We start from the raw sequence: 19,519 nt of genomic DNA, 5'->3' as shown, positions 1-19,519 counted from the left end.
TGAGGGATCAGCGTTGCGAATCGAGTAGTTCATTGTCGCGGGCTACCTGTTGCGCCTTGAGGTAGCTTTCAATCAGCAGCTGGTAATGCGGGAACACCGAGCTGTAGGCCTCGGCCCATTGCTGGGCGTCTTCGCGGTTCCAGCTGCGCTGGACCTCCGAGCACACCGCAGCGGTGTCCATCGGCACCACACCGGCCTGCATTACCCGCGCCAAGGTGATTTCCTCAGCCATCTTCGAGTAGGTACCGCTGGCGTCGATCACGGCAAACACCTGGTAGCCTGCAGCAACTGCGCTGATGCTCGGGAAGGCCATGCACACACTGGTGATGGTGCCGGCGATGATCAGTTGCTGCTTGCCGGTAGCCTTGACTGCCTCGACGAACTCGGGATTGTCCCAGGCGTTGATTTCACCTTTACGGGCGATATAGCGGGCATGCGGCGCGGCTTGGTGAATTTCCGGAATCAGCGGGCCATTGGGGCCTTGTGGCACCGAAGCGGTAGTGATCACCGGGATCTTCGCCAGGCTGGCAATCTTGGCCAGGGTGATGGCGTTGGCCCGCAGCTCGGTCATGGGCATGTCCTTGACCGTCTGGAACAGGCCGCTCTGGTGGTCGATCAGCAGCATCGCGACATTTTCAGGGTCTATGCGCGGCACCTGGCCGTTGAAGTTGGCAACGTTGGCAAAGGTACTCATGGCGTATTCTCCTTCAGGGGTTATGAGACTAGTTGTGGTGGCGCGGACCGGCCTGCCCGCTCATCTGGCCGAAGCGCCCGGCGCGAAAATCGTCAAAGGCCTCGGCGATTTCGGCATCGCTGTTCATCACGAACGGGCCGTAGCCAACGATCGGCTCATCCAGCGGCTCGCCACTGAGCAGCAACACCGACACATCGCTTTGCGCTTCAAGCAGCAGCTCGTCACCGGCGCGGTCAAACAGCACCAGTTGCGCGGCGCCAACCTGGCGCTCGCCGTTGACCAGCAACTGGCCGCGCAACACCACCAGCGCGGTGCTGCGCCCGGCGGCACTGGGCAAGCGCACGGGCGCGCCGGCCTTGAGCTGCAGGTCCCAGACATCCATGGCCGAGAAAGTCTGCGCCGGGCCCTGGTGGCCGCGAAACGCACCGGCAATCACTCGCAAGGTGCCGGCGCCGTTGCCCAGTGGCACCAGCGGGATGTCGCTGCTGAGCAGGGTCTGGTAACCGGCCGGCGCCGATTTGTCCCTGGCTGGCAGGTTGACCCACAGCTGGACCATTTCCAGGGTGCCGCCCTTGGCAGCGAACGCCGGCGAGTGGAACTCTTCATGGAGAATGCCGCCGGCGGCGGTCATCCACTGCACATCGCCCGGGCCGATCAGGCCGCCGGCGCCAGTGGAGTCGCGGTGCTCCAGTTCGCCCTGGTAGACGATGGTCACGGTTTCGAAACCGCGATGGGGATGCTGGCCGACGCCGCGACGCGCCGTGGTCGGGGTGAAGTCGTGGGGGCCGGCATAGTCCAGCAGCAGGAACGGGCTGATGTGCTGGGCCAGGTTGTCGTAGGTAAACAGGCTACGGACCGGGAAGCCATCACCTACCCAGTGGGGGTTCGGGCTGCTGTAGACGCCTTGGATCTTTTTCATCAGATGCCTCCTCTCGTGCATGGCTATAACCATACGAGCGCAACGACATCGGCGGTAGATCGGTTAAACTGCCTTCAGCGTTCCATATGGAGAACACTGGTGGAAGACCTCAACGACCTTTATTACTTTGCCCAGGTTGTCGATCACGGCGGCTTTGCCCCGGCCGGCCGCGCCCTGGACATGCCCAAGTCCAAGCTCAGCCGGCGTATTGCCGGGCTGGAAGAACGCCTGGGGGTGCGCCTGATCCAGCGTTCGACCCGGCATTTTTCGGTGACTGAAATCGGCCAGGCTTACTACCGCCACTGTGTGGCCATGCTGGTGGAGGCCGAAGGCGCCGCCGAGCTGATCGAGCGCAACCGCGCCGAGCCCCAGGGCATCGTGCGCCTGAGTTGCCCGACGGCGTTGCTGGATTTCTGGGTGGGGGCCATGCTCACCCGCTTCATGGTCCAGTGCCCGCTGGTGCAGTTGCATATCGAAAGCACCAATCGCCAGGTCGACCTGATCCAGGAAGGCATCGACATTGCCTTGCGCGTGCGCGTACCGCCTTTGGAAAGCAGCGATCTGGTGATGAAGGTACTGGCGCGCAGCACCCAGTACCTGGTGGCGGCGCCCGCCTTGCTCGAACGCCTGCCCCCGCGCCCGGTGCCCGCCGACCTGAGCGCCCTGCCGAGCCTGCACTGGGGCTACCCGCAGCGCGATTACCACTGGCACCTGCTCGGTCCCGACGGCGTCCGCGCCAGCCTGCGGCACAGCCCGCGGCTGGTCACCGACGACCTGGTGGTACTGCGCCAGGCGGCGGTGGCGGGTGTCGGCGTGGTGCACTTGCCGCTGGTGGTGATCCGCGAAGAACTCGACGCCGGCCGCCTGCTGCAAGCCACGCCGAACTGGGCACCGGAGTGCGGCGTGGTGCACGCGGTGTTCGCCTCGCGGCGCGGCTTGCTGCCGTCGGTGCGCAGCCTGCTGGACTTTCTGGCGGCGGAGTTCGAGGCCAGTGATATTGCCTGAACCTGCGGCTTGATTACTGTTCCAGCAAAAACGCCGCGACCCGCTCGCTGCACGCCGCCGGATCTTCCTGCATGAAGCAGTGCCCACCCGCCACCTGGCTGGCGCTGACCTGAGGATTGCCCAGGGCCCAGCGCTGCACCGACTGCGGCACGAAGGGATAGGTGGTTTGGCCATACAGCACCAGGCTCGGGGTGCTCACCTGGGCCAGCGACGCCCACATGCGCCGGGGGAAGGAGCTGAAGATTTCCACTTCACGGCTAGGGCGGCACTTGAGCACCACGCCTTCGCCGCAATCGCCAATGGCGTGTTCGATATAGGACTGCAACGCCGGCTCGCTCCAGCCCTTGAAGATCCCCCGCCCTTCCAGCGATGCCCGCGCCGCCGTGCGGTCAGGCCAGTGGCTGCGACGGGTGGCAGCCTTGCGCGCCAGAGCATGGCGACGGTGCAGGCCGACCAGCGCCGCCGCGCCCATGATGCCCATCATCGCCCGGGTGAACAGCACCGGGTCAAGCAGCACCGCACGCTGGAACAGCTGCGGCTGTTGCGCCAGCATCAGGCCGGTGAGCACCCCGCCAAAACTGTGGCCGACGGCAAAGCGTGGTACATCGCCGTACTCGCCACGGCCGGCCTCGAAGGCTTCGATGGCAAGCTCGGCAGTGCGGTTCCAGCCGGCGAACGGGCCGCCATGGTCGCTGTCGCCATGGCCCTGGACATCGCACAGCCACAGGTCGAACTGCTCGGCCAGGCGCGCCAGCAACGGCTGGTAGGCCAGGCAGCAAAAGCCGTTGCCGTGCAAGAAATGCAGCAGCGGCTTGCCACTGGCTGGGGAGCGCCAGCCGCGCAGGGTGAAGCCAGCACTTGTGTCATGGGACCAGGGAATCAACTGCATGTGCCAGCGCACTCACGTCAGGAAAAACCCGATTCTACAAACAGCAGGGGGTACAGGGATATCACCAGCAGCGCCGCCATCAGCAGATTGAACAGCATCAGCCAGCGCGGGTTCTGCAACACCGTGCGCAAGGCGCTGCCGAACATCACCCAGACGCAGACACTGGGCAGGTTGACCAGGGCGAACACCGCGGCAATGACGATGACGTTGGTGACGTAGCCCTGGGCCGGGGTGTAGGTGGTGATCGCGCCCACGGCCATCACCCAGGCTTTCGGGTTGACCCACTGAAAGGCTGCCGCGCCCCAGAAGCCCAGGGGCTTGCGGCTCGACGAGTCGCTGACCGACAGCGGCCCGGAGGTGGCAATCTTGTAGGCCAGGTACAACAGGTAGGCGGCGCCCACGTAGCGCAGCACGGTATAGATCGGCGGGTAGGCTTTGAACACCTCGCCCAGGCCAAAACCCACCGCCAATACCATGACCATGAAGCCGACACTGATGCCCAGCGCGTGAGGAATCGAACGGCGCACGCCGAAGTTCACCCCGGAGGCCAGCAACATGGTGTTGTTGGGCCCCGGGGTGATCGAGGAGACAAAGGCGAACAGCACGAAGGCAGTGATCAGGTCCAGTGAGCCGAGCATGGCAGGCATCCAGTATTTTTATTGGGCTGCCCTGACACTAACGGAGTCCTGATCCGCCTCGACCATACAGTTAGTTAAAATAATGCCGCTACACTTGACTGTCCTGCTCGGCCAGCGCTTCGACGACGAACTCCAGGCGGTCCTGGCCGAAGAACATCTGCTCGCCGACAAAGCAGCTTGGCGCACCGAACACGCCACGGCGCACCGCTTCTTCGGTAGCGTCCTTGAGTGCGGCCTTGACCTCGGGCTCGGCGCTCCAGGCCTGGTATTGCTCGGGGTCGAAACCGGCCTCCTGCAGCACTGCCGCCAGCACCTGCGGGTCGGCAAGATTGCGCTGGCGCACCCACAGGGCCGTGAACATCGCGTTCAGGTAGGCCTCGAAACGCTCTGGCTGGTAGCGCTGCACGGCCACCGTGCCGCGCATCAGGCCCAGGGTGTTGATCGGGAAGCCCGGCGGCAAGGCCAGGGTCACGCCGTAGCGTTTGGCGTAGCGCTGAAAATCAACGAACACATGCCGGGCCTTGGCCGGCACCATCGCCGGCGAGGCGTTGCCGGTGGCCTGGAATACCCCGCCCAGCAACATCGGCCGGTACACCAGTTGCGCATCGTGCTCGGCGCAGAGTTTCGGCAACTGGGTCCAGGCCAGGTAGCTGGCCGGGCTGCCCAGGTCAAAGAAGAATTCTACGGTTTTGCTCATCTGCAGCAGGTCCTTTTTTGTTGTTGCGCAGGCTGCTGTCAAAGGCTTACCAGCACTCCATCCACGGCCGCAGGTCAAGCTCGAAGGTCCAGGCGTCGCGCGGCTGGCTGTGCAGAAACCAGTAGCTGTCGGCGATATGTTGCGGGTCGAGAATGCCGTCCTGGTCCTTGAGCGCATAGCGCTCGGGGAAGCTGTCGCGGATGAACGCGGTATCGATGGCACCGTCCACCACCACATGGGCGACATGAATATTGCGCGGCCCAAGTTCGCGGGCCATGCTCTGGGCCAGGGCGCGAATGCCGTGCTTGGCGCCGGCGAACGCGGCAAATCCGGCTGCGCCGCGCAAGCCTGCAGTGGCACCGGTAAACAGGATAGTCCCACGCTCGCGGGTCACCATGCGCCGCGCCACCGCCTGGCCGCTGAGAAAGCCTGCGAAACAGGCCATTTCCCAGATCTTGAAGTACTTGCGCGCGGTCTCTTCGAGAATGCTGCAGGGCACGTTGGCGCCGATGTTGAAGACAAAGGCTTCGATCGGACCGACGCTGCTTTCGATCTCTTCGACCAGCGCCGCCACCTCCTCTTCCTTGCGCGCATCCGAGGCAAAACCGTAGGCCTCGCCACCGGCGGCGCGGATCTCGTCCACCAGCGGCTGCAGCTTGTCGGCGCTGCGCCGGGTCACGCAGGCGACATAACCCTCGCGGGCAAAACGCCGGGCAATCGCGCCGCCGGTTGCATCACCGGCCCCTACCACCAGTACCACCTTCTTGCCTTGGGTCATGTCTCGCCTCCATTGGTAAACGATCATTTAGTAAACGAACGCTATGCTATGATTCAGGCTTCGTCAAGCCAGCCCTGTGGAGCCTACCGGCGTGCGTTATTCCACCACTCACAAAGAACAAACCCGGCAGAAACTGCTGCAAAGCAGCGGCGCCCTGGCCAAGCGCGGCGGCTTTGCAGCCACTGGCGTGGCCGGGCTGATGAAGGCCATCGGCCTGACCGGCGGCGCCTTCTACAACCACTTCCCGTCCAAGGACGAGCTGTTCACCGAGGTGGTGCGCCGCGAGCTGTCGCACAGCCCCATCGCCCAGCAGCCGATGAACCGCGCGCGGCTCGAGCGCTGCCTGGAGCAGTACCTGAGCATGGCCCACCTGCACAATGTCGAAGGCGGCTGCGCGATCCCGACCCTGGGCGCGGAAATCGCCCGCGCCGAGCAGCCGGTGCGCGCGGAAGCCGAACACTGGCTGTGCCAGCTCCAGCAAACATGGGCGCAAACCCTCGAAGACCCGGCCCTGGCCTGGGCGCTGATCAGCCAGTGCGTGGGCGCGCTGGTGCTTGCACGCATGCTCGCCAGCGAGCCGATTCAGGAAGAGGTGCTCAAGGCCTCCCGCGATTTCATTGCCGGGGCCCTGCATGAAGCGCCTTGAGTCGTTGCTGCTCAGCCTTGCCCTGAGCGCCCCGCTCACCGCCCTCGCCGCCTGCCCGGCCGGCCAGTACGAAATCTGCCTGGGCAGTTGCATCTGTTCGCCCATCGACCCCGGCCAGGCCGGCACCGTGCTCGACGACCTCGGCCGGGTGGCCAGCAGCTCCCTGGCCCTGGCCTTGCAGCAGGCGCGCAACACCGCTGCGGCCGGCACGCTGCTGCCGATCCCCCTGCACATCCGCGCCCAGCTCGAATCCTATTATGACTTCCAGGTGCTCGACGCGGCGCGCTACAAGGTCGGCGACCAACAAGCCCTGGACAGCGCCAACGCCCTGCTGCAGAACCCCGACGTCAACGCCGTGACCCTGATCGACATCATCGTTTTTCGCAACCAGGCCGACGCCGAAAACAACGTCGCCCTCTGGGCCCACGAACTGCACCACGTGCAGCAGTACCAGCAATGGGGCGTGGAAGAGTTCGCCCGGCGCTACTCGCGCGACTTCGACGCCGTCGAAGCGCCGGCCTACGAGATCCAGGCAAAGGTCAGCAAGGCCCTGCGCGAGCGGGCCTCGGGCCAGGCGCGCTGATCAGGCCAGGGCGGCGTGCAAAGCGCACAACGCCGGTTTGATCATCGCCTGCAGGCGCGCCGTGGCAATGCCGTCGCGGGCCTGGATGGCAATACCGTGCAGCAAGGTGGCAAACAGGTCGCCCAGCGCCTGGGGGTCGGCCTCGGCCTTGAGCTCGCCACGGCCATGGGCCTGCTGCAGCAGGTCGATGATCGACTGGGTACGCTGGCGGCGCAGCTCGCTCATCCAGTCCAGTACGCCGCTGATATCCGGGCCGCCGCTGGCGGTCGATGACACCGCCAGGCAACCGCGCGGGCCGTCCGCTGCGGTGTAGGTGGCAATGGCCTCGAGGAGGATCTGCTCCACGGCCTGGCCCACCGCCAGCTCACGGTTGATGACCCGCTCGGCAAAGCCGCCCTGCTCGGCCAGGTACAGCGCCACCACCTCGCGAAACAGCTGCTCCTTGCTGCCGAAGGCGGCGTAGATGCGTGCCGAGGCAATGCCCAGGGCACTGACCAGCAAGGCCATTGACGTGCCTTCGTAACCGTATTGCCAGAAGGTCGCCAGGGCCTTGTGCAGGGCCTGGTCGCGATCGAATTCCCGGGGACGTCCGGCCATGGGTTGTGTGTCCATCAAATCAGATGGGGCGGATTCTACCCTGCAAGACAGTTGACGCAAGCGCGTTGTCGCCCTATTGTTTGTCGATCGACAAACAATAGGAAGTCATCATGCGTACCCTCAAAGGTCCTAGCCTGCACCTGGCCCAGTTCAGTGCCGAACAAGCCCCTTTCAACAGCCTGCCCGAGATCGCCCGCTGGGCTGCCGGCCATGGTTTCAAGGCCTTGCAGGTGCCGGCCTGGGACCGGCGTCTGTTCGACCTGGAACTGGCCGCACAAAGCCAGACTTACTGTGATGAGCTGCGCGGCATGCTTGCCGAACACGGCCTTGAGGTCAGCGAGCTGAGCACCCATCTGCTCGGCCAGTTGGTAGCGGTTCACCCGGCCTACGACGCCCTGTGCGACAACTTCGCCCCACCGCAGCTGCACGGCAAACCCCAGGCACGCACAGCCTGGGCGCTGGAACAACTGCAGCTGGCAATCAAGGCCTCGCAACGCCTGGGCCTGACCGACATGGGGACTTTCTCAGGCTCGCTGGCCTGGCCTTACCTGTTCCCGTTTCCGCAGCGCCCGGCGGGCCTGATCGAGGCGGCCTTCGAAGAGCTGGCGCAGCGCTGGCGGCCCATCCTCGATGCCTGCGAAGACCACGGCATCAACCTCTGCTATGAGATTCACCCCAGCGAAGACCTGCACGACGGCAGCAGCTTCGAGCGCTTCCTCGACCTGGTGGATAACCACCCGCGCTGCAACCTGCTGTTCGACCCCAGCCACTTCGTCCTGCAGCAACTGAACTACCTCGACTACCTGGACATTTACCACACGCGCATCCGCATGTTTCACGTCAAGGATGCCGAGTTCAACCCAACCGGTCGCCAGGGCATCTACGGCGGTTACTGCGACTGGACCGAGCGCGCCGGGCGCTTCCGATCCCTGGGCGACGGCCAGGTCGATTTCAAGGCGATCTTCTCCAAGCTTGCGCAATACGACTTCCCCGGCTGGGCCACCCTGGAATGGGAATGCTGCCTCAAGGACCAGGAAGACGGCGCCCGCGAAGGCGCGGCGTTCATCCGTGAGCACATCATCCAGGTCACCACTCGCACCTTCGACGACTTCGCCGGCGCGCCGGTCGACCCGCAACAGATCCGGACCCTGCTGGGCCTGGCTTGAATCCCCCTCTTTCACTTGGAGTGCAACCGATGTCCATCACCCCCGAAGCCGACTTTGAACACCGCTACCTGATCCTCGAACCCGGCCGCCGCCTGCATTGCGTGCAACTGGGCAGCGGCCAGCCGGTGCTGCTGATCCCCGGCTGGCCGCAGACCTGGTACGCCTGGCGGCATGTCATGCGCGCCCTGGCTCGCCAGGGTTACCAGGCGATTGCCGTCGACCTGCCGGGCACCGGGCTGTCCGACCCGGCCAGCGAAGGCCATGACACCGGCACCATCGCCGCCCTGCTGCACCGCGCCATGGGCCAGCTCGGCCATCAGCGCTACCGGCTGGCCGGGCATGATGTGGGCATGTGGGTCGGCTACGCGCTGGCCAGCGATTACCCCGAGGCGGTCAGCCAGCTGGTGCTCAGCGAAGCGGTAATCCCGGGCCTGGCCGAAGCGCCGCCGATCTTTGTCAGCGCCGAGCAGAACATCTTTATCTGGCACTTTCTCTTCAACCAGTTGCAGGATCTGCCCGAAGCCCTGATCACCGGCCGCGAGGACCGCTACCTGACCTTTATGTACGAGCGTTGGGCGCACCATGTCGACCGCGTGGCCGTCGACACTTACATCAGGGCCTACAGCAAGCCCGGCGGCTTGAGCGGCGGCCTGGCCTACTACCGTTCGATCAGCCAGACCATCGCCCAGAACCGCCAGCGCGCCGGCAAGCGCCTGGGCATGCCAGTGCTGGCCATCGGCGCCGAGCATGCTACCGGCGAGGTGCCGTTGCAGACCTTGCAGGCCCATGCCGACAACCTGCGCGGCAGCGTCATCGCCGACTGTGGGCACTTTGTCATGGAAGAGGCGGACGAAGCGTTCAGCGCCCAACTGCTGGCGTTCTTCGAAGCGAACTAGACTTAAAGGTTGCCCCCGCAACACATTGGCCCGAGGTTGCCGGCCCGCCGGCAGCCCCGTTGACGTTGGACTTCTTGCAGGAGAACACGCAATGGACGAAGCCAGACTCAATGACTTCATGGGCAAGCTGGTCACCGACATGGGTGCCGCGGCCATGCTTGCCAACCTGATCCTCGGCGATGAACTCGGTTTGTACCGGGCCATGGCCGACAGCCAATTCATCTCCCCCGAACAACTGGCCGACAAGACCGGCTGCAATCCCCGCCTGCTGCGCGAATGGCTGAGCGCCCAGGCCGCGTCCGGCTATATGGAGCACAGCGACGGACGCTTTCGCCTGCCCGAAGAACAGGCCATGGCCCTGGCCATCGAAGACTCGCCGGTGTATGTCGCCGGCGGCGCCTCGGTGATCGCCGCGCTGTTCCACGACAAGGACAAACTGGTCGCCGCCATGCGCGGCGATGGCGCCCTGGCCTGGGGTGATCACCATCCGTGCATGTTCAGCGGCACCGAACGTTTCTTCCGCCCCGGCTACCGCGCCCACCTGGTGGCCGAATGGCTGCCGAGCCTGAGCGGGGTGGTCGACAAGCTGCAGGCCGGGGCCAAGGTCGCCGATATCGGCTGCGGTCACGGCGCCTCGACGGTGATCATGGCCCAGGCCTTCCCGGCCTCGCGCTTCAGCGGCTTTGACTACCACGGCCCGTCGATCGCTATTGCCAGCCAACGTGCCGCCGAAGGCGGTGTGGCCGAGCGCACGCAGTTCGTCCAGGCCAGCGCCAAGAACTTCCCCGGCACCGATTACGACCTGATCTGCTATTTCGACTGCCTGCACGACATGGGCGACCCGGTCGGCGCCGCCCGGCATGCCTATGAGTCGCTCAAAGCCGATGGCACGGTGCTGCTGGTCGAGCCCTATGCCAACGACACCCTGGATGAAAACAGCACCCCGGTCGGGCGCTTGTTCTACGCCGCTTCGACCTTTATCTGCACGCCGAACTCGTTGTCGCAGGAAGTTGGCCTGGGGCTCGGCGCCCAGGCGGGCGAGGCGCGGCTGCGTGCAGTGTTCGAGGAAGCCGGGTTCAAGCACTTTCGCCGGGCGACCGAGACGCCGTTCAATTTGATCCTTGAAGCGCGCAAGTAAGCGCTGATACCTGGTCGGGCCAGCCTCCACCCAACCTGGGGGGGCTGGCCTCATCGCCGCCAAGGTCGCGCTGGATTACCTGCGCTTGAAACACAACGACAGCAGCAACCTGCGCGACATCGCCGCGCCCTTTGCCCTCAAAGAGCCCCGCATAGGCCGCTGAGCATGCCAGCGGGCAGGTCTGGCGCCATGCATGGAGAGTTTCGTATACCATATCCATAAATAACTTCGGACGACGCCACCGTGACCGTACCCCGCCTCAACGCCCCGGACCTGGGCAACACGCCCTCGACTTCGGAAATCATCACCCGTCACCTGCGCGATGCGATCATTGCCGGGCACTTCGCCGAAGACGAACCAATCCGCCAGGACGATATCGCCCGCCAGTTCAACGTCAGCAAGATCCCGGTGCGTGAAGCGCTCAAGCGCCTGGAAGCCGAAGGCCTGGTGATGTTCCAGCGCAATCGCGGGGCGATGGTTACGCGCATGTCCGAACCAGAGCTGGCGCAGATGTTCGAAGTGCGCATGCTGCTCGAAGACAAGGCCCTGCGCCTGGCCATCCCGAACATGACCGAGGAAACCTTCGCCCGCGCCGAGCGCATCTGCCAGGAGTTCGTCGGCGAGAACGACGTCGGCCGCTGGGCCGAACTCAACTGGGAACTGCACGCCTGCCTGTATGAACCGGCGCAGCGGCCGTTCCTGGTCAACATGATCCGCTCGGTGAACGACAAGCTGGAGCGCTACCTGCGCATGCAGATGAGCCTCTCGGCAGGCAAGGAGCGCGCCGACCACGAACACCGCGACATCCTCGACGCCTGCCGGGCCAAGGATGTCGAGCTGGCAGTGAGGCTGCTCGACGAACACATCGCCGGCGTCTGCAAGACCCTGTTCGAGCACCTGCCGCCGAGCAAGTGACAGAAACCTGTGGGTTGCGCCACTGTGCCGATTTCGTCATCGGCGCGACATAAAGGCATCAAGCCTGCGCGCCGCATGACACGCCACTCTGTCCTTCACTTCCCTGAACGGACGCGGCCTCCATGAAACACATTACCGTGATCGATTCCCACACCGGCGGCGAACCGACCCGCCTGGTCATCGACGGCTTCCCCGACCTTGGCAACGCCAGCATGGCCCAGCGCCGCCAACGCCTTGCCGAGGCACACGATCAATGGCGCACTGCCTGCATGCTGGAGCCGCGCGGCAGCGATGTGCTGGTCGGCGCGCTGCTGTGCGAGCCGGTGGACCCCAGCGCCTGCGCCGGGGTGATCTTCTTCAACAACACCGGTTACCTGGGCATGTGCGGCCACGGCACCATCGGCCTGGTGGTGTCGCTGGCGCACCTGGGCAGGATCGGCCCGGGCGTGCACCGCATCGAAACCCCGGTCGGCACCGTGCAGGCGACCCTGCACGAGGACCGCTCGGTCAGCGTGCGCAACGTGCCGGCCTACCGCTACCGCAAGGACCTGGCGCTGGAGGTGCCCGGCATCGGCAAGGTAGTGGGCGATGTGGCCTGGGGCGGCAACTGGTTCTTTTTGATCGCCGACCACGGCCAGGAGGTCGCCGGTGACAACATCGAGGCGCTGACGGCCTATACCTACGCCGTGCAACAGGCCCTGGAAGAGCAAGGCATTCGCGGTGAAGACGGCGGCCTGATTGACCATATCGAGCTGTTCGCCGACGACCCCGACGCCGACAGCCGCAACTTCGTGCTGTGCCCCGGCAAAGCCTACGACCGCTCGCCCTGCGGCACCGGCACCAGCGCCAAGCTCGCCTGCCTGGCTGCCGACGGCAAACTGCAACCCGGGCAGACCTGGCGCCAGGCCAGCGTGATCGGCAGCACCTTCGAGGGCTCGTTCGAGGCCGACGGCCAACGCATCATCCCGACCATTCGCGGCCGCGCGCACATTAGCGCCGAAGCCACGCTGATCATCGAGGAGGACGACCCGTTCGCCTGGGGCATTCGCCCGTGAGCCGTGGTGCCGTGGCCGATGTCATCGTCATCGGCGCCGGAATCATCGGCGCCGCCTGCGCGCAGGCGCTGGCCGCGCGCGGGCTGCAAGTACTGGTACTCGATGCCGGGCTGCACGGCGCCACGGCCGCCGGCATGGGCCATTTGCTGGTGCTCGACGACAATCCCGCAGAGCTTGCGCTCAGCCAGTATTCGCTACAACGCTGGCGCGAACTGGCCCCGCAACTCCCCGAGACCTGCGCCTATCGCAGCAACGGCACCCTGTGGCTGGCGGCCAACACCGAAGAAATGGCCGTGGCCGAACACAAATTCAACCTCCTGCAAGCACAGGGGGTGGCCTGCGAATTGGTCGCCGGGCACGCCCTGCGCCAGCGCGAACCGGCGCTGCGCGAGGGGCTCGAAGGCGGTCTGCTGATCAACGGCGACGGCATTCTCTATGCCCCGGCCACTGCCGGCTGGATGCTGCAAACAGCAGGGATCGAACAGCGTCGGGCGCGGGTCAGCGCAGTAGAGGGCAACCGTGTGCGCCTCGACAGCGGCCAGTGGCTGAGCGCCGAGGCCGTGGTGTTGGCTAACGGCATCCAGGCCACGCAGCTGTGCCCGGAGCTGCCGATCGAGCCGAAGAAAGGCCACCTGCTGATCACCGATCGCTACCCCGGCACCGTCACCCATACCCTGGTGGAGCTGGGCTACGTGACCAGCGCCCACAACGCCAGCGGGCCGTCGACTGCCTGCAATATCCAGCCACGGCCGACCGGCCAGCTGTTCATCGGCGCCTCGCGCCAGTTCGGCACCACTGACCCGGCCGTGGAAGGCTGGATGCTGGCGCGCATGCTCAAGCGCGCAACCGAGTACATGCCGGACCTGGCAAATCTGAACGGCATCCGCGCCTGGACCGGCTTTCGCGCCGCCAGCCCCGACGGCCTGCCGCTGGTGGGCCGCCATCCGCAGCAGGATGGCCTGTGGCTGGCGGTCGGTCATGAAGGGCTGGGCGTGACCACGGCGCCGGCGACCGCCGACCTCTTGAGCGCGCAGCTGTTTGACCAAACGCCGCCGCTGGCGGCCAGCCCTTACCTGCCAGATCGCTTTCTCGGAGCCCTCGCCCATGCCTGACCTGACCCTCGATGGCCGCCCGCTACGCGTGGCCGACGGCACCAGCGTCGCTGCTGCTCTGGCCCTGGGCGGCGATGGCTGCTCGCGCACTTCGGTCAGCGGCCAGCGCCGCGCCCCGCTGTGCGGCATGGGCGTTTGCCAGGAGTGCCGGGTGACGATCGACGGTCGCCGGCGCCTGGCCTGCCAGACCCTGTGCCGTGACGGCATGCAGGTGGAGACCCGCGCATGAACGAACACACCAACTTGCTGATCATTGGCGCCGGCCCCGCCGGGCTGGCTGCGGCCCTGGCCGCCGCGCCGCGGGCCGCGCGCATCGTGCTGCTCGACGACAACCCGCTGCCGGGCGGGCAGATCTGGCGCGACGGGCCACAGGCCAAGTTGCCCAAGCAGGCGCGCCGGCTGCGCGAGCAGGTGCTGGCCTGTGCCAATGTGCACTGGCACAGCGGCACGCGGGTGATCGCCACCGCCGGCCCCAGCAGCCTGCTGGTGGAGAACGCCGAGCGCGGCTGGCAAATCCACTACGAGCGCCTGGTCCTCTGTACCGGCGCCCGTGAACTGCTGCTGCCCTTCCCTGGCTGGACGCTGCCTGGGGTGACCGGTGCCGGTGGCTTGCAGGCGCTGATCAAGGGCGGGATGCCGGTACGCGACGAGCGTATCGTCATCGCCGGCAGCGGCCCCTTGCTGCTGGCCAGCGCCGCCACCGCCAAGGCCAATGGCGCGCGGGTACTGCGCATCGCCGAGCAGGCCTCGCTTGCGGCCGTCAGCGGCTTTGCCGCACAGTTGCCGCGCTGGCCGCACAAGCTGCTGCAATCGTTTAGCCTGTTCGACCGCCAGTACCGCAGCGCCAGCCATGTGCTGGCCGCGCTGGGCACCGACCGGCTCGAAGGCGTGCGCCTGCAGCAGCACGGCCAGGTGGTTGAAATTGCCTGCGATCGGCTGGCTTGCGGCTTCGGCCTGATCCCCAACATCCAGTTGGGCCAGGCCCTGGGCTGCGCCGTGGAGCAACAGGCGCTTGCCGTCGATGCCTGGCAGGCGACTTCGCAACCCGGCGTTTACGCGGCAGGCGAATGCACAGGTTTCGGTGGCAGCGAGCGCGCTCTGGTTGAAGGCGCTATTGCAGGTTTTACGGCCACCGGCAATCGCCAGGCGGCGCAGCGGCTGTGGCGCCGCCGGGCGCGCTGGCACGCCTTTGCCCGCGCATTGAACACGGCCTTCGCCCTCGACCCCGCACTGAAGTCGCTGGCAACCGCCGACACCCTGGTGTGCCGCTGCGAAGACGTGCCCTATGCCGCCCTCGCCGGGCACAGCGACTGGCGCCAGGCCAAGCTGGCCAGCCGTTGCGGCATGGGCGCCTGCCAGGGCCGGGTGTGCGGTGCGGCCACCGCCCACCTGTTCGGCTGGCAACCCTCGGCGCCGCGCCCGCCATTCAGCCCGGCGCGCATCGACACCCTACTGCACCTTGAGAGCGACACTTGAGGTAAACACCGGGGGCGCTCTATGATCCCGACGGTCGCCCCCGGAACGTCAGCGCCATGCACGCCACGCTCAACCATTTCGCGCCCTGCGACCTGCCGACCCTGCTCAGCAGCCTGCAGCCGATTGCACCGCTGCTCGACACCCTCAACGACGTGGTGTTCTTCATCAAGGATTGCGAGGCGCGCTACGCCTTCGTCAACCAGACCCTGGCCCGGCGCTGCGGGCGCAAGAACCGCGAAGACTTGCTTGGACTTACCGCCGAGCATGTGTTCCCCGCCCGCTTCGGCCCGCTCTATACCGAGCAGGACCGCCGCGTGCTCAGCAGTGGCCGGGAACTGGCCGACCAGCTCGAACTGCACCTTTATTTCGGCAACCAGCCGATCTGGTGCCTGACCCACAAACGCCCGCTCAAGGACGCCGAGGGCACTATCGTCGGCCTCGCCGGCATTTCCCGCGACCTGCAACTGCCCCAGTCCAACCACCCGGCGTTCCACAAGCTCGCTGCCGTCGATGCACATATCCGCGCCCACTTCACCCGCCCCATCAGCCTTGCAGAGCTGACCGCCATCGCCGGGCTGTCGGTGGCGCAGCTGGAGCGCCACTGCAAGCGCATCTTCCAGCTCACGCCGCGACAGATGATTCACAAGGCGCGCCTCGAAGAAGCCTCGCGCCTGCTGCAGGAGCTCGACCTGCCGATCACCGAGATCGCCCTGCGCTGCGGTTACACCGATCACAGCGCCTTCAGCCGGCAGTTTCGCGCCCTCACCGGACTTTCACCGAGCCAGTACCGCGACAGCCAGCGCTAAGTGTTCCTTTATCGGGCGCTGCGCACAGGCAGTGCTCCGATATGTAACACCTGCCCCGCTCCCCTGCTGCAGCACCCCAACTGCCCTTGTTTGCTTCGAGCGCCCTAGCCCACGGGCCGAAAGATTATTCCTACATCGGCGACAAAACAGGCACGGCCATTGCACTAGAAAATATCGTATACGAAATTACCAATACGATATTTAACAGCACGCTCCCAACCCGAGGCCTCTATGAAAAACCGCACATTTGCCGTAGCCCTCAGCGCTGTTCTCAGTACCACCTTTATCGCCAACGCCCAGGCTGACAAGCTCGATGACATCATCGGCTCCGGCAAGCTGCGCTGCGCCGTGACCCTGGACTTCCCACCGATGGGTTTTCGCGATGAGGGCAATAAGCCCGCCGGCTTCGACGTCGACTACTGCAGCGACCTGGCCAAGGTGCTCGGGGTTGAGCCGGAAGTGGTCGAAACGCCCTTTCCCGACCGCATTCCGGCGCTGGTTTCGGGCCGTGCCGACGTGATCGTCGCGTCCACCTCCGACACCCTCGAACGGGCCAAGACCGTCGGCCTGACCGTGCCCTACTTTGCCTTCCAGATGGTCGTGCTGACCCGCGACAACACCGGCATCAACAGCTTCGACGACCTCAAGGGCAAGGCGCTGGGCAACACCAGCGGCACCTATGAAGCCATTGCCCTGGAAAAAGACGTGAAGAGCTGGGGCAGCGGCACCTTCCGTGCCTACCAGTCGCAGAACGACACCCTGCTGGCGGTCGCCCAGGGGCACATCGACGCCACCGTGGTCACCAACACCGTCGCCGCCGCCACCCTCAAGTCCGGCAAGTACAAGAACCTCAAGGTCGCCGGCAATGCCCCTTACGTGATCGATTACGTGTCGCTGGGCGCCAAGCGCAACGAGTATGGCCTGCTGCGCTACCTCGACCTGTTCGTCAACCAGCAGGTGCGCACCGGGCGCTACAAGGAGCTGTTCACCAAGTGGGTCGGCACCGAAATCGCCCCGACCGACCTGACCGTGCCACAGGTCTACTACTGAGGTGGGCAGCATGACCAGCACACCGATCCCCCAGGCCGGGCGCAGCCTGGTCGCGGGCGCGGCCCAGGGCCCCTTGCTGTTCGCCGATACCGGGCTGAGCTTCTGGGGCGGGGTCGACGCCGCCAGCGGCGAAGTCATCGACCGTCATCATCCACTGAGTGGCCAGTGCATCGCCGGGCGTGTGCTGGCGATCCCCAGCGGGCGCGGCTCGTGCACCGGCAGCAGCGTGATGATGGAACTGATCAGCAACGGCCACGCACCGGCGGCACTGGTACTGGCCGAGGCCGACGAGATCCTGACCCTCGGCGTGCTGGTCGCGCAAACCTTGTTCCAGCGCTCCCTGCCGGTGCTGTGCATCGGCAAGCAGGCCTTCGCCAGTTTGCCCGGTGCAGGCTGGGCAAGGGTCGAAGGCGATTGCCTGAGCCTGTATCCCCAGGCCCCGACCGATCACTGGCAGGCCGCGCCGTATGACCACAGCGCCGAGTCTTTCAGCACCCGCCTGAAGCTGCAAGCCGAGGACCAGGCGCTGCTCGACGGCACGCACGGCAAGGCGGCGCAAATGGCCATGCAGATCGTTTTGCGCATGGCCGAGCTGCAAGGCGCCGAGCAGTTGCTGGACGTCACCCAGGCGCACATCGACGGCTGCATCTACACCGGCCCCGCCAGCCTCGGCTTTGCCGAACAGCTGGTGCGCTGGGGCGCAAAGGTGCGGGTACCGACCACCCTCAATGCCATCTCGGTCGACCAGCGCCGCTGGCGCGAGCTGGGCATCGACCCGGCGCTGGGCGAGCCGGCCAGCGCCCTGGGCGATGCTTACATGGCCATGGGTGCGCAGATGAGCTTCACCTGCGCGCCGTACCTGCTCGACAGCGCGCCGAGCCAGGGCGAACAGATCGTCTGGGCCGAATCCAACGCCGTGGTCTACGCCAACAGCGTGCTCGGCGCGCGCACCCTCAAGTACCCCGACTACCTGGATATCTGCATCGCCCTGACCGGCCGCGCGCCGCGCATCGGCTGTCACCTGGACAGCCAGCGCAAGGCGCAGTTGTTGGTGCAGGTGCCGGCGCTGGCGGCACTGGACGACAGCTTCTACCCGCTGCTCGGCTACCATATCGGCGCCCTGGCCGGCTCGCGGATACCGCTGATTTACGGGCTGGAACAGGCGCAGCCGAGCCTGGACGACCTCAAGGCCTTCGGCGCCGCCTTTGCCACTACCTCGGCGGCGCCGCTGTTTCATATCGCCGGGGTCACCCCCGAAGCGCTGGAGCCGGCGCAGGTCCTCGAACCGGACGCCAACCTGCCCAGCGAGCGCATCCAACTGGCGGACCTGCTGCACAGCTGGCACGCGCTCAACAGTGCCCGCGAGCCGCAGGTGGATGTGGTGTCGCTGGGCAACCCGCATTTTTCCTACAGCGAGTTCGCCGCGCTTGCACAGCTGTGCCAGGGCCGGCACAAACACCCGGAGGTGGTCGTGGCCATCACCTGCGGTCGCACGGTGCTCGAACAGGCCCGCGCCGCCGGGTACATCGCCGAGCTTGAGCGCTTCGGCGTGACCCTGGTGACCGACACCTGCTGGTGCATGCTGGGTGAGCCGGTGATCCCGCCAACGGCGCGTACGCTGATGACCAACTCGGGCAAATATGCCCACTACGGGCCGGGCCTGGCCGGCCGCCCGGTGCATTTCGCCAGCCTCGCCGAGTGCGTCGCGTCGGCCTGCAGCGGCCAGGCCAGCGGTCGCTTGCCGGCCTGGTTGCAAGCGGCCCAGAGCCAGGAGGGCCGCGCGCATGTTTGACTTTGACTACACCTTCCAGTGGCGCTCGGCGTTGCGCGCGCTGCCCGACATGCTCGCCGGCGCCTGGGTGACCTTCGAGACCGCCGCCCTGTCGATGATCTTCGGGGTGCTGATCGCCCTGGCCCTGACCGTCATGCGCGAAGGCAAGCAACCGCTGCTGCGCGGTTTTGCCAACGGCTGGGTGTCAATTGCGCGCAACACGCCGTCGCTGTTCCAGATCTACATCCTGTACTTCGGCCTCGGCTCGCTGGGCCTGCACGTCAGCTCGTGGATCGCCCTGCTGGCGGGCATCACCTTCAACAACGCGGGGTACCTGGCGGAGAACTTTCGCGGCGGCCTCAAGGCAGTGCCGACTACGCAAGTGCGTGCGGCGCGTTCGCTGGGCATGAGCGCTTTCCAGACCTACCGGATGATCGTCATCCCGCAGCTGCTGCGGGTGGTGTTCTACCCGCTGACCAACCAGATGGTCTGGGCGGTGCTGATGACCTCGCTGGGGGTGATCGTCGGCCTGAACAACGACCTCACCGGCGTGACCCAGGACTACAACGTCAAGACCTTCCGCACCTTCGAATACTTCGCCCTGGCGGCGGCGCTGTACTACCTGATTGCCAAGGCGATCGTCGCGCTGGCCCGGCTGATGGCCTGGCGGCTGTTCCGTTACTGAGGA

Annotated in this window: 22 protein-coding genes and 1 pseudogene; 16 read left to right on the top strand and 7 right to left on the bottom strand. The window is 65.9% G+C overall.

What is annotated here, in order from left to right:
• Positions 1-7: 7 nt before the first annotated feature.
• The gene (locus LOY22_RS11375; protein ID WP_093383842.1) at positions 8-694 is read right to left on the bottom strand and encodes a hydrolase; all 687 of its coding nucleotides are present in this window, start codon (positions 692-694) and stop codon (positions 8-10) included.
• Between the two features lie 28 nt (positions 695-722).
• Positions 723-1,613 (bottom strand): pirin family protein, encoded by an 891-nt coding sequence (locus tag LOY22_RS11370; RefSeq protein ID WP_045196785.1) that lies wholly within the window; start codon positions 1,611-1,613, stop codon positions 723-725.
• A 96-nt stretch (positions 1,614-1,709) separates the two neighbouring features.
• Between LOY22_RS11370 and LOY22_RS11365 the strand changes: the two genes are divergently transcribed.
• Entirely contained in the window at positions 1,710-2,618 is a 909-nt protein-coding gene (locus LOY22_RS11365) for a LysR family transcriptional regulator (RefSeq protein WP_045196855.1), read from the top strand.
• 13 nt (positions 2,619-2,631) lie between these two features.
• On the opposite strand, the gene LOY22_RS11360 is transcribed toward LOY22_RS11365, so the two are convergent.
• The 4 genes from LOY22_RS11360 to LOY22_RS11345 all read right to left on the bottom strand — a co-directional run bounded on the left by LOY22_RS11360 (position 2,632) and on the right by LOY22_RS11345 (position 5,620).
• The gene (locus LOY22_RS11360) at positions 2,632-3,507 is read right to left on the bottom strand and encodes an alpha/beta fold hydrolase (RefSeq protein ID WP_045196783.1); all 876 of its coding nucleotides are present in this window, start codon (positions 3,505-3,507) and stop codon (positions 2,632-2,634) included.
• A 17-nt stretch (positions 3,508-3,524) separates the two neighbouring features.
• Positions 3,525-4,154, bottom strand: coding sequence for a LysE family translocator (locus tag LOY22_RS11355; protein ID WP_176794269.1), 630 nt, complete (start codon positions 4,152-4,154; stop codon positions 3,525-3,527).
• A gap of 79 nt (positions 4,155-4,233) precedes the next feature.
• A complete protein-coding gene (locus LOY22_RS11350; RefSeq protein ID WP_213601567.1) occupies positions 4,234-4,842 on the bottom strand; it encodes a 2-hydroxychromene-2-carboxylate isomerase in 609 nt (202 codons plus the stop codon).
• 46 nt (positions 4,843-4,888) lie between these two features.
• Entirely contained in the window at positions 4,889-5,620 is a 732-nt protein-coding gene (locus LOY22_RS11345) for an SDR family oxidoreductase (RefSeq protein WP_258597506.1), read from the bottom strand.
• Positions 5,621-5,711: 91 nt separating this feature from the next.
• Here LOY22_RS11345 and LOY22_RS11340 point away from each other — a divergent pair, with 91 nt between their 5' ends.
• Together LOY22_RS11340 and LOY22_RS11335 are read left to right on the top strand one after the other, a co-directional pair.
• Positions 5,712-6,266, top strand: a complete 555-nt coding sequence (locus LOY22_RS11340) for a TetR/AcrR family transcriptional regulator (protein WP_258597505.1) — start codon at positions 5,712-5,714, stop codon at positions 6,264-6,266.
• Positions 6,253-6,849, top strand: a complete 597-nt coding sequence (locus LOY22_RS11335) for a DUF4157 domain-containing protein (protein ID WP_045196773.1) — start codon at positions 6,253-6,255, stop codon at positions 6,847-6,849. Before LOY22_RS11340 ends, LOY22_RS11335 begins: the two co-directional genes overlap by 14 nt.
• Here LOY22_RS11335 and LOY22_RS11330 read toward each other — a convergent pair whose 3' ends face one another.
• Positions 6,850-7,446 carry a TetR/AcrR family transcriptional regulator gene (locus LOY22_RS11330; protein WP_045196771.1) on the bottom strand — a complete coding sequence of 199 codons (597 nt, stop codon included), beginning with the start codon at positions 7,444-7,446 and terminating at the stop codon, positions 6,850-6,852.
• Positions 7,447-7,556: 110 nt separating this feature from the next.
• On the opposite strand from LOY22_RS11330, the gene LOY22_RS11325 reads away from it, so the two are divergent.
• The 13 genes and pseudogenes from LOY22_RS11325 (at position 7,557) to LOY22_RS11265 (ending at position 19,516) form a co-directional block, all read left to right on the top strand.
• Positions 7,557-8,612, top strand: coding sequence for a sugar phosphate isomerase/epimerase (locus tag LOY22_RS11325; RefSeq protein WP_258597504.1), 1,056 nt, complete (start codon positions 7,557-7,559; stop codon positions 8,610-8,612).
• Between the two features lie 29 nt (positions 8,613-8,641).
• Positions 8,642-9,508, top strand: coding sequence for an alpha/beta fold hydrolase (locus LOY22_RS11320; protein ID WP_045196767.1), 867 nt, complete (start codon positions 8,642-8,644; stop codon positions 9,506-9,508).
• Positions 9,509-9,599: 91 nt separating this feature from the next.
• Positions 9,600-10,646 (top strand): class I SAM-dependent methyltransferase, encoded by a 1,047-nt coding sequence (locus LOY22_RS11315; RefSeq protein ID WP_213601570.1) that lies wholly within the window; start codon positions 9,600-9,602, stop codon positions 10,644-10,646.
• Positions 10,647-10,701: 55 nt separating this feature from the next.
• Positions 10,702-10,809 (top strand): annotated as a pseudogene (locus LOY22_RS11310) (GntR family transcriptional regulator); the annotation flags it as partial.
• Between the two features lie 80 nt (positions 10,810-10,889).
• Positions 10,890-11,561, top strand: coding sequence for a GntR family transcriptional regulator (locus LOY22_RS11305; RefSeq protein ID WP_045196763.1), 672 nt, complete (start codon positions 10,890-10,892; stop codon positions 11,559-11,561).
• Between the two features lie 122 nt (positions 11,562-11,683).
• Positions 11,684-12,616 carry a 4-hydroxyproline epimerase gene (locus LOY22_RS11300; RefSeq protein WP_258597503.1) on the top strand — a complete coding sequence of 311 codons (933 nt, stop codon included), beginning with the start codon at positions 11,684-11,686 and terminating at the stop codon, positions 12,614-12,616.
• Complete coding sequence (locus tag LOY22_RS11295; protein WP_045196760.1) at positions 12,613-13,728, top strand: FAD-binding oxidoreductase; 1,116 nt, start codon at positions 12,613-12,615, stop codon at positions 13,726-13,728. The genes LOY22_RS11300 and LOY22_RS11295 overlap by 4 nt, the downstream gene beginning before the upstream one ends.
• Positions 13,721-13,957 carry a (2Fe-2S)-binding protein gene (locus LOY22_RS11290; protein ID WP_045196758.1) on the top strand — a complete coding sequence of 79 codons (237 nt, stop codon included), beginning with the start codon at positions 13,721-13,723 and terminating at the stop codon, positions 13,955-13,957. Before LOY22_RS11295 ends, LOY22_RS11290 begins: the two co-directional genes overlap by 8 nt.
• The gene (locus LOY22_RS11285) at positions 13,954-15,204 is read left to right on the top strand and encodes an FAD/NAD(P)-binding oxidoreductase (RefSeq protein ID WP_258597502.1); all 1,251 of its coding nucleotides are present in this window, start codon (positions 13,954-13,956) and stop codon (positions 15,202-15,204) included. Before LOY22_RS11290 ends, LOY22_RS11285 begins: the two co-directional genes overlap by 4 nt.
• Before the next feature lie 56 nt (positions 15,205-15,260).
• Positions 15,261-16,010, top strand: a complete 750-nt coding sequence (locus tag LOY22_RS11280) for an AraC family transcriptional regulator (protein ID WP_258597501.1) — start codon at positions 15,261-15,263, stop codon at positions 16,008-16,010.
• 231 nt (positions 16,011-16,241) lie between these two features.
• Positions 16,242-17,060 carry a transporter substrate-binding domain-containing protein gene (locus tag LOY22_RS11275; RefSeq protein ID WP_045196753.1) on the top strand — a complete coding sequence of 273 codons (819 nt, stop codon included), beginning with the start codon at positions 16,242-16,244 and terminating at the stop codon, positions 17,058-17,060.
• A 10-nt stretch (positions 17,061-17,070) separates the two neighbouring features.
• On the top strand, positions 17,071-18,852 hold the full coding sequence (locus LOY22_RS11270; RefSeq protein ID WP_258597500.1) for an aconitase family protein: 1,782 nt from the start codon (positions 17,071-17,073) through the stop codon (positions 18,850-18,852).
• Positions 18,845-19,516, top strand: a complete 672-nt coding sequence (locus tag LOY22_RS11265; RefSeq protein WP_045196750.1) for an amino acid ABC transporter permease — start codon at positions 18,845-18,847, stop codon at positions 19,514-19,516. The genes LOY22_RS11270 and LOY22_RS11265 overlap by 8 nt, the downstream gene beginning before the upstream one ends.
• Positions 19,517-19,519: the final 3 nt, after the last annotated feature.

Origin of the sequence: Pseudomonas sp. B21-035 (genome assembly GCF_024748945.1) — a bacterium.
Classification (GTDB): Bacteria; Pseudomonadota; Gammaproteobacteria; order Pseudomonadales; family Pseudomonadaceae; genus Aquipseudomonas.
Note: the sequence above shows the minus strand (reverse complement) of the source record. Positions and strands in the feature narration are given on the sequence as shown.

Excerpts from the sequence above, each read along its gene's own strand:
- LOY22_RS11350 (WP_213601567.1), bottom strand. The coding sequence starts at position 4,842 with ATGAGCAAAACCGTAGAATTCTTCTTTGACCTGGGCAGCCCGGCCAGC.
- LOY22_RS11270 (WP_258597500.1), top strand. The coding sequence starts at position 17,071 with ATGACCAGCACACCGATCCCCCAGGCCGGGCGCAGCCTGGTCGCGGGC.
- LOY22_RS11360 (WP_045196783.1), bottom strand. The coding sequence starts at position 3,507 with ATGCAGTTGATTCCCTGGTCCCATGACACAAGTGCTGGCTTCACCCTG.
- LOY22_RS11320 (WP_045196767.1), top strand. The coding sequence starts at position 8,642 with ATGTCCATCACCCCCGAAGCCGACTTTGAACACCGCTACCTGATCCTC.
- LOY22_RS11300 (WP_258597503.1), top strand. The coding sequence starts at position 11,684 with ATGAAACACATTACCGTGATCGATTCCCACACCGGCGGCGAACCGACC.
- LOY22_RS11345 (WP_258597506.1), bottom strand. The coding sequence starts at position 5,620 with ATGACCCAAGGCAAGAAGGTGGTACTGGTGGTAGGGGCCGGTGATGCA.
- LOY22_RS11330 (WP_045196771.1), bottom strand. The coding sequence starts at position 7,446 with ATGGCCGGACGTCCCCGGGAATTCGATCGCGACCAGGCCCTGCACAAG.
- LOY22_RS11315 (WP_213601570.1), top strand. The coding sequence starts at position 9,600 with ATGGACGAAGCCAGACTCAATGACTTCATGGGCAAGCTGGTCACCGAC.
- LOY22_RS11325 (WP_258597504.1), top strand. The coding sequence starts at position 7,557 with ATGCGTACCCTCAAAGGTCCTAGCCTGCACCTGGCCCAGTTCAGTGCC.
- LOY22_RS11355 (WP_176794269.1), bottom strand. The coding sequence starts at position 4,154 with ATGCCTGCCATGCTCGGCTCACTGGACCTGATCACTGCCTTCGTGCTG.
- LOY22_RS11285 (WP_258597502.1), top strand. The coding sequence starts at position 13,954 with ATGAACGAACACACCAACTTGCTGATCATTGGCGCCGGCCCCGCCGGG.
- LOY22_RS11275 (WP_045196753.1), top strand. The coding sequence starts at position 16,242 with ATGAAAAACCGCACATTTGCCGTAGCCCTCAGCGCTGTTCTCAGTACC.
- LOY22_RS11375 (WP_093383842.1), bottom strand. The coding sequence starts at position 694 with ATGAGTACCTTTGCCAACGTTGCCAACTTCAACGGCCAGGTGCCGCGC.
- LOY22_RS11370 (WP_045196785.1), bottom strand. The coding sequence starts at position 1,613 with ATGAAAAAGATCCAAGGCGTCTACAGCAGCCCGAACCCCCACTGGGTA.
- LOY22_RS11335 (WP_045196773.1), top strand. The coding sequence starts at position 6,253 with ATGAAGCGCCTTGAGTCGTTGCTGCTCAGCCTTGCCCTGAGCGCCCCG.
- LOY22_RS11265 (WP_045196750.1), top strand. The coding sequence starts at position 18,845 with ATGTTTGACTTTGACTACACCTTCCAGTGGCGCTCGGCGTTGCGCGCG.
- LOY22_RS11280 (WP_258597501.1), top strand. The coding sequence starts at position 15,261 with ATGCACGCCACGCTCAACCATTTCGCGCCCTGCGACCTGCCGACCCTG.
- LOY22_RS11290 (WP_045196758.1), top strand. The coding sequence starts at position 13,721 with ATGCCTGACCTGACCCTCGATGGCCGCCCGCTACGCGTGGCCGACGGC.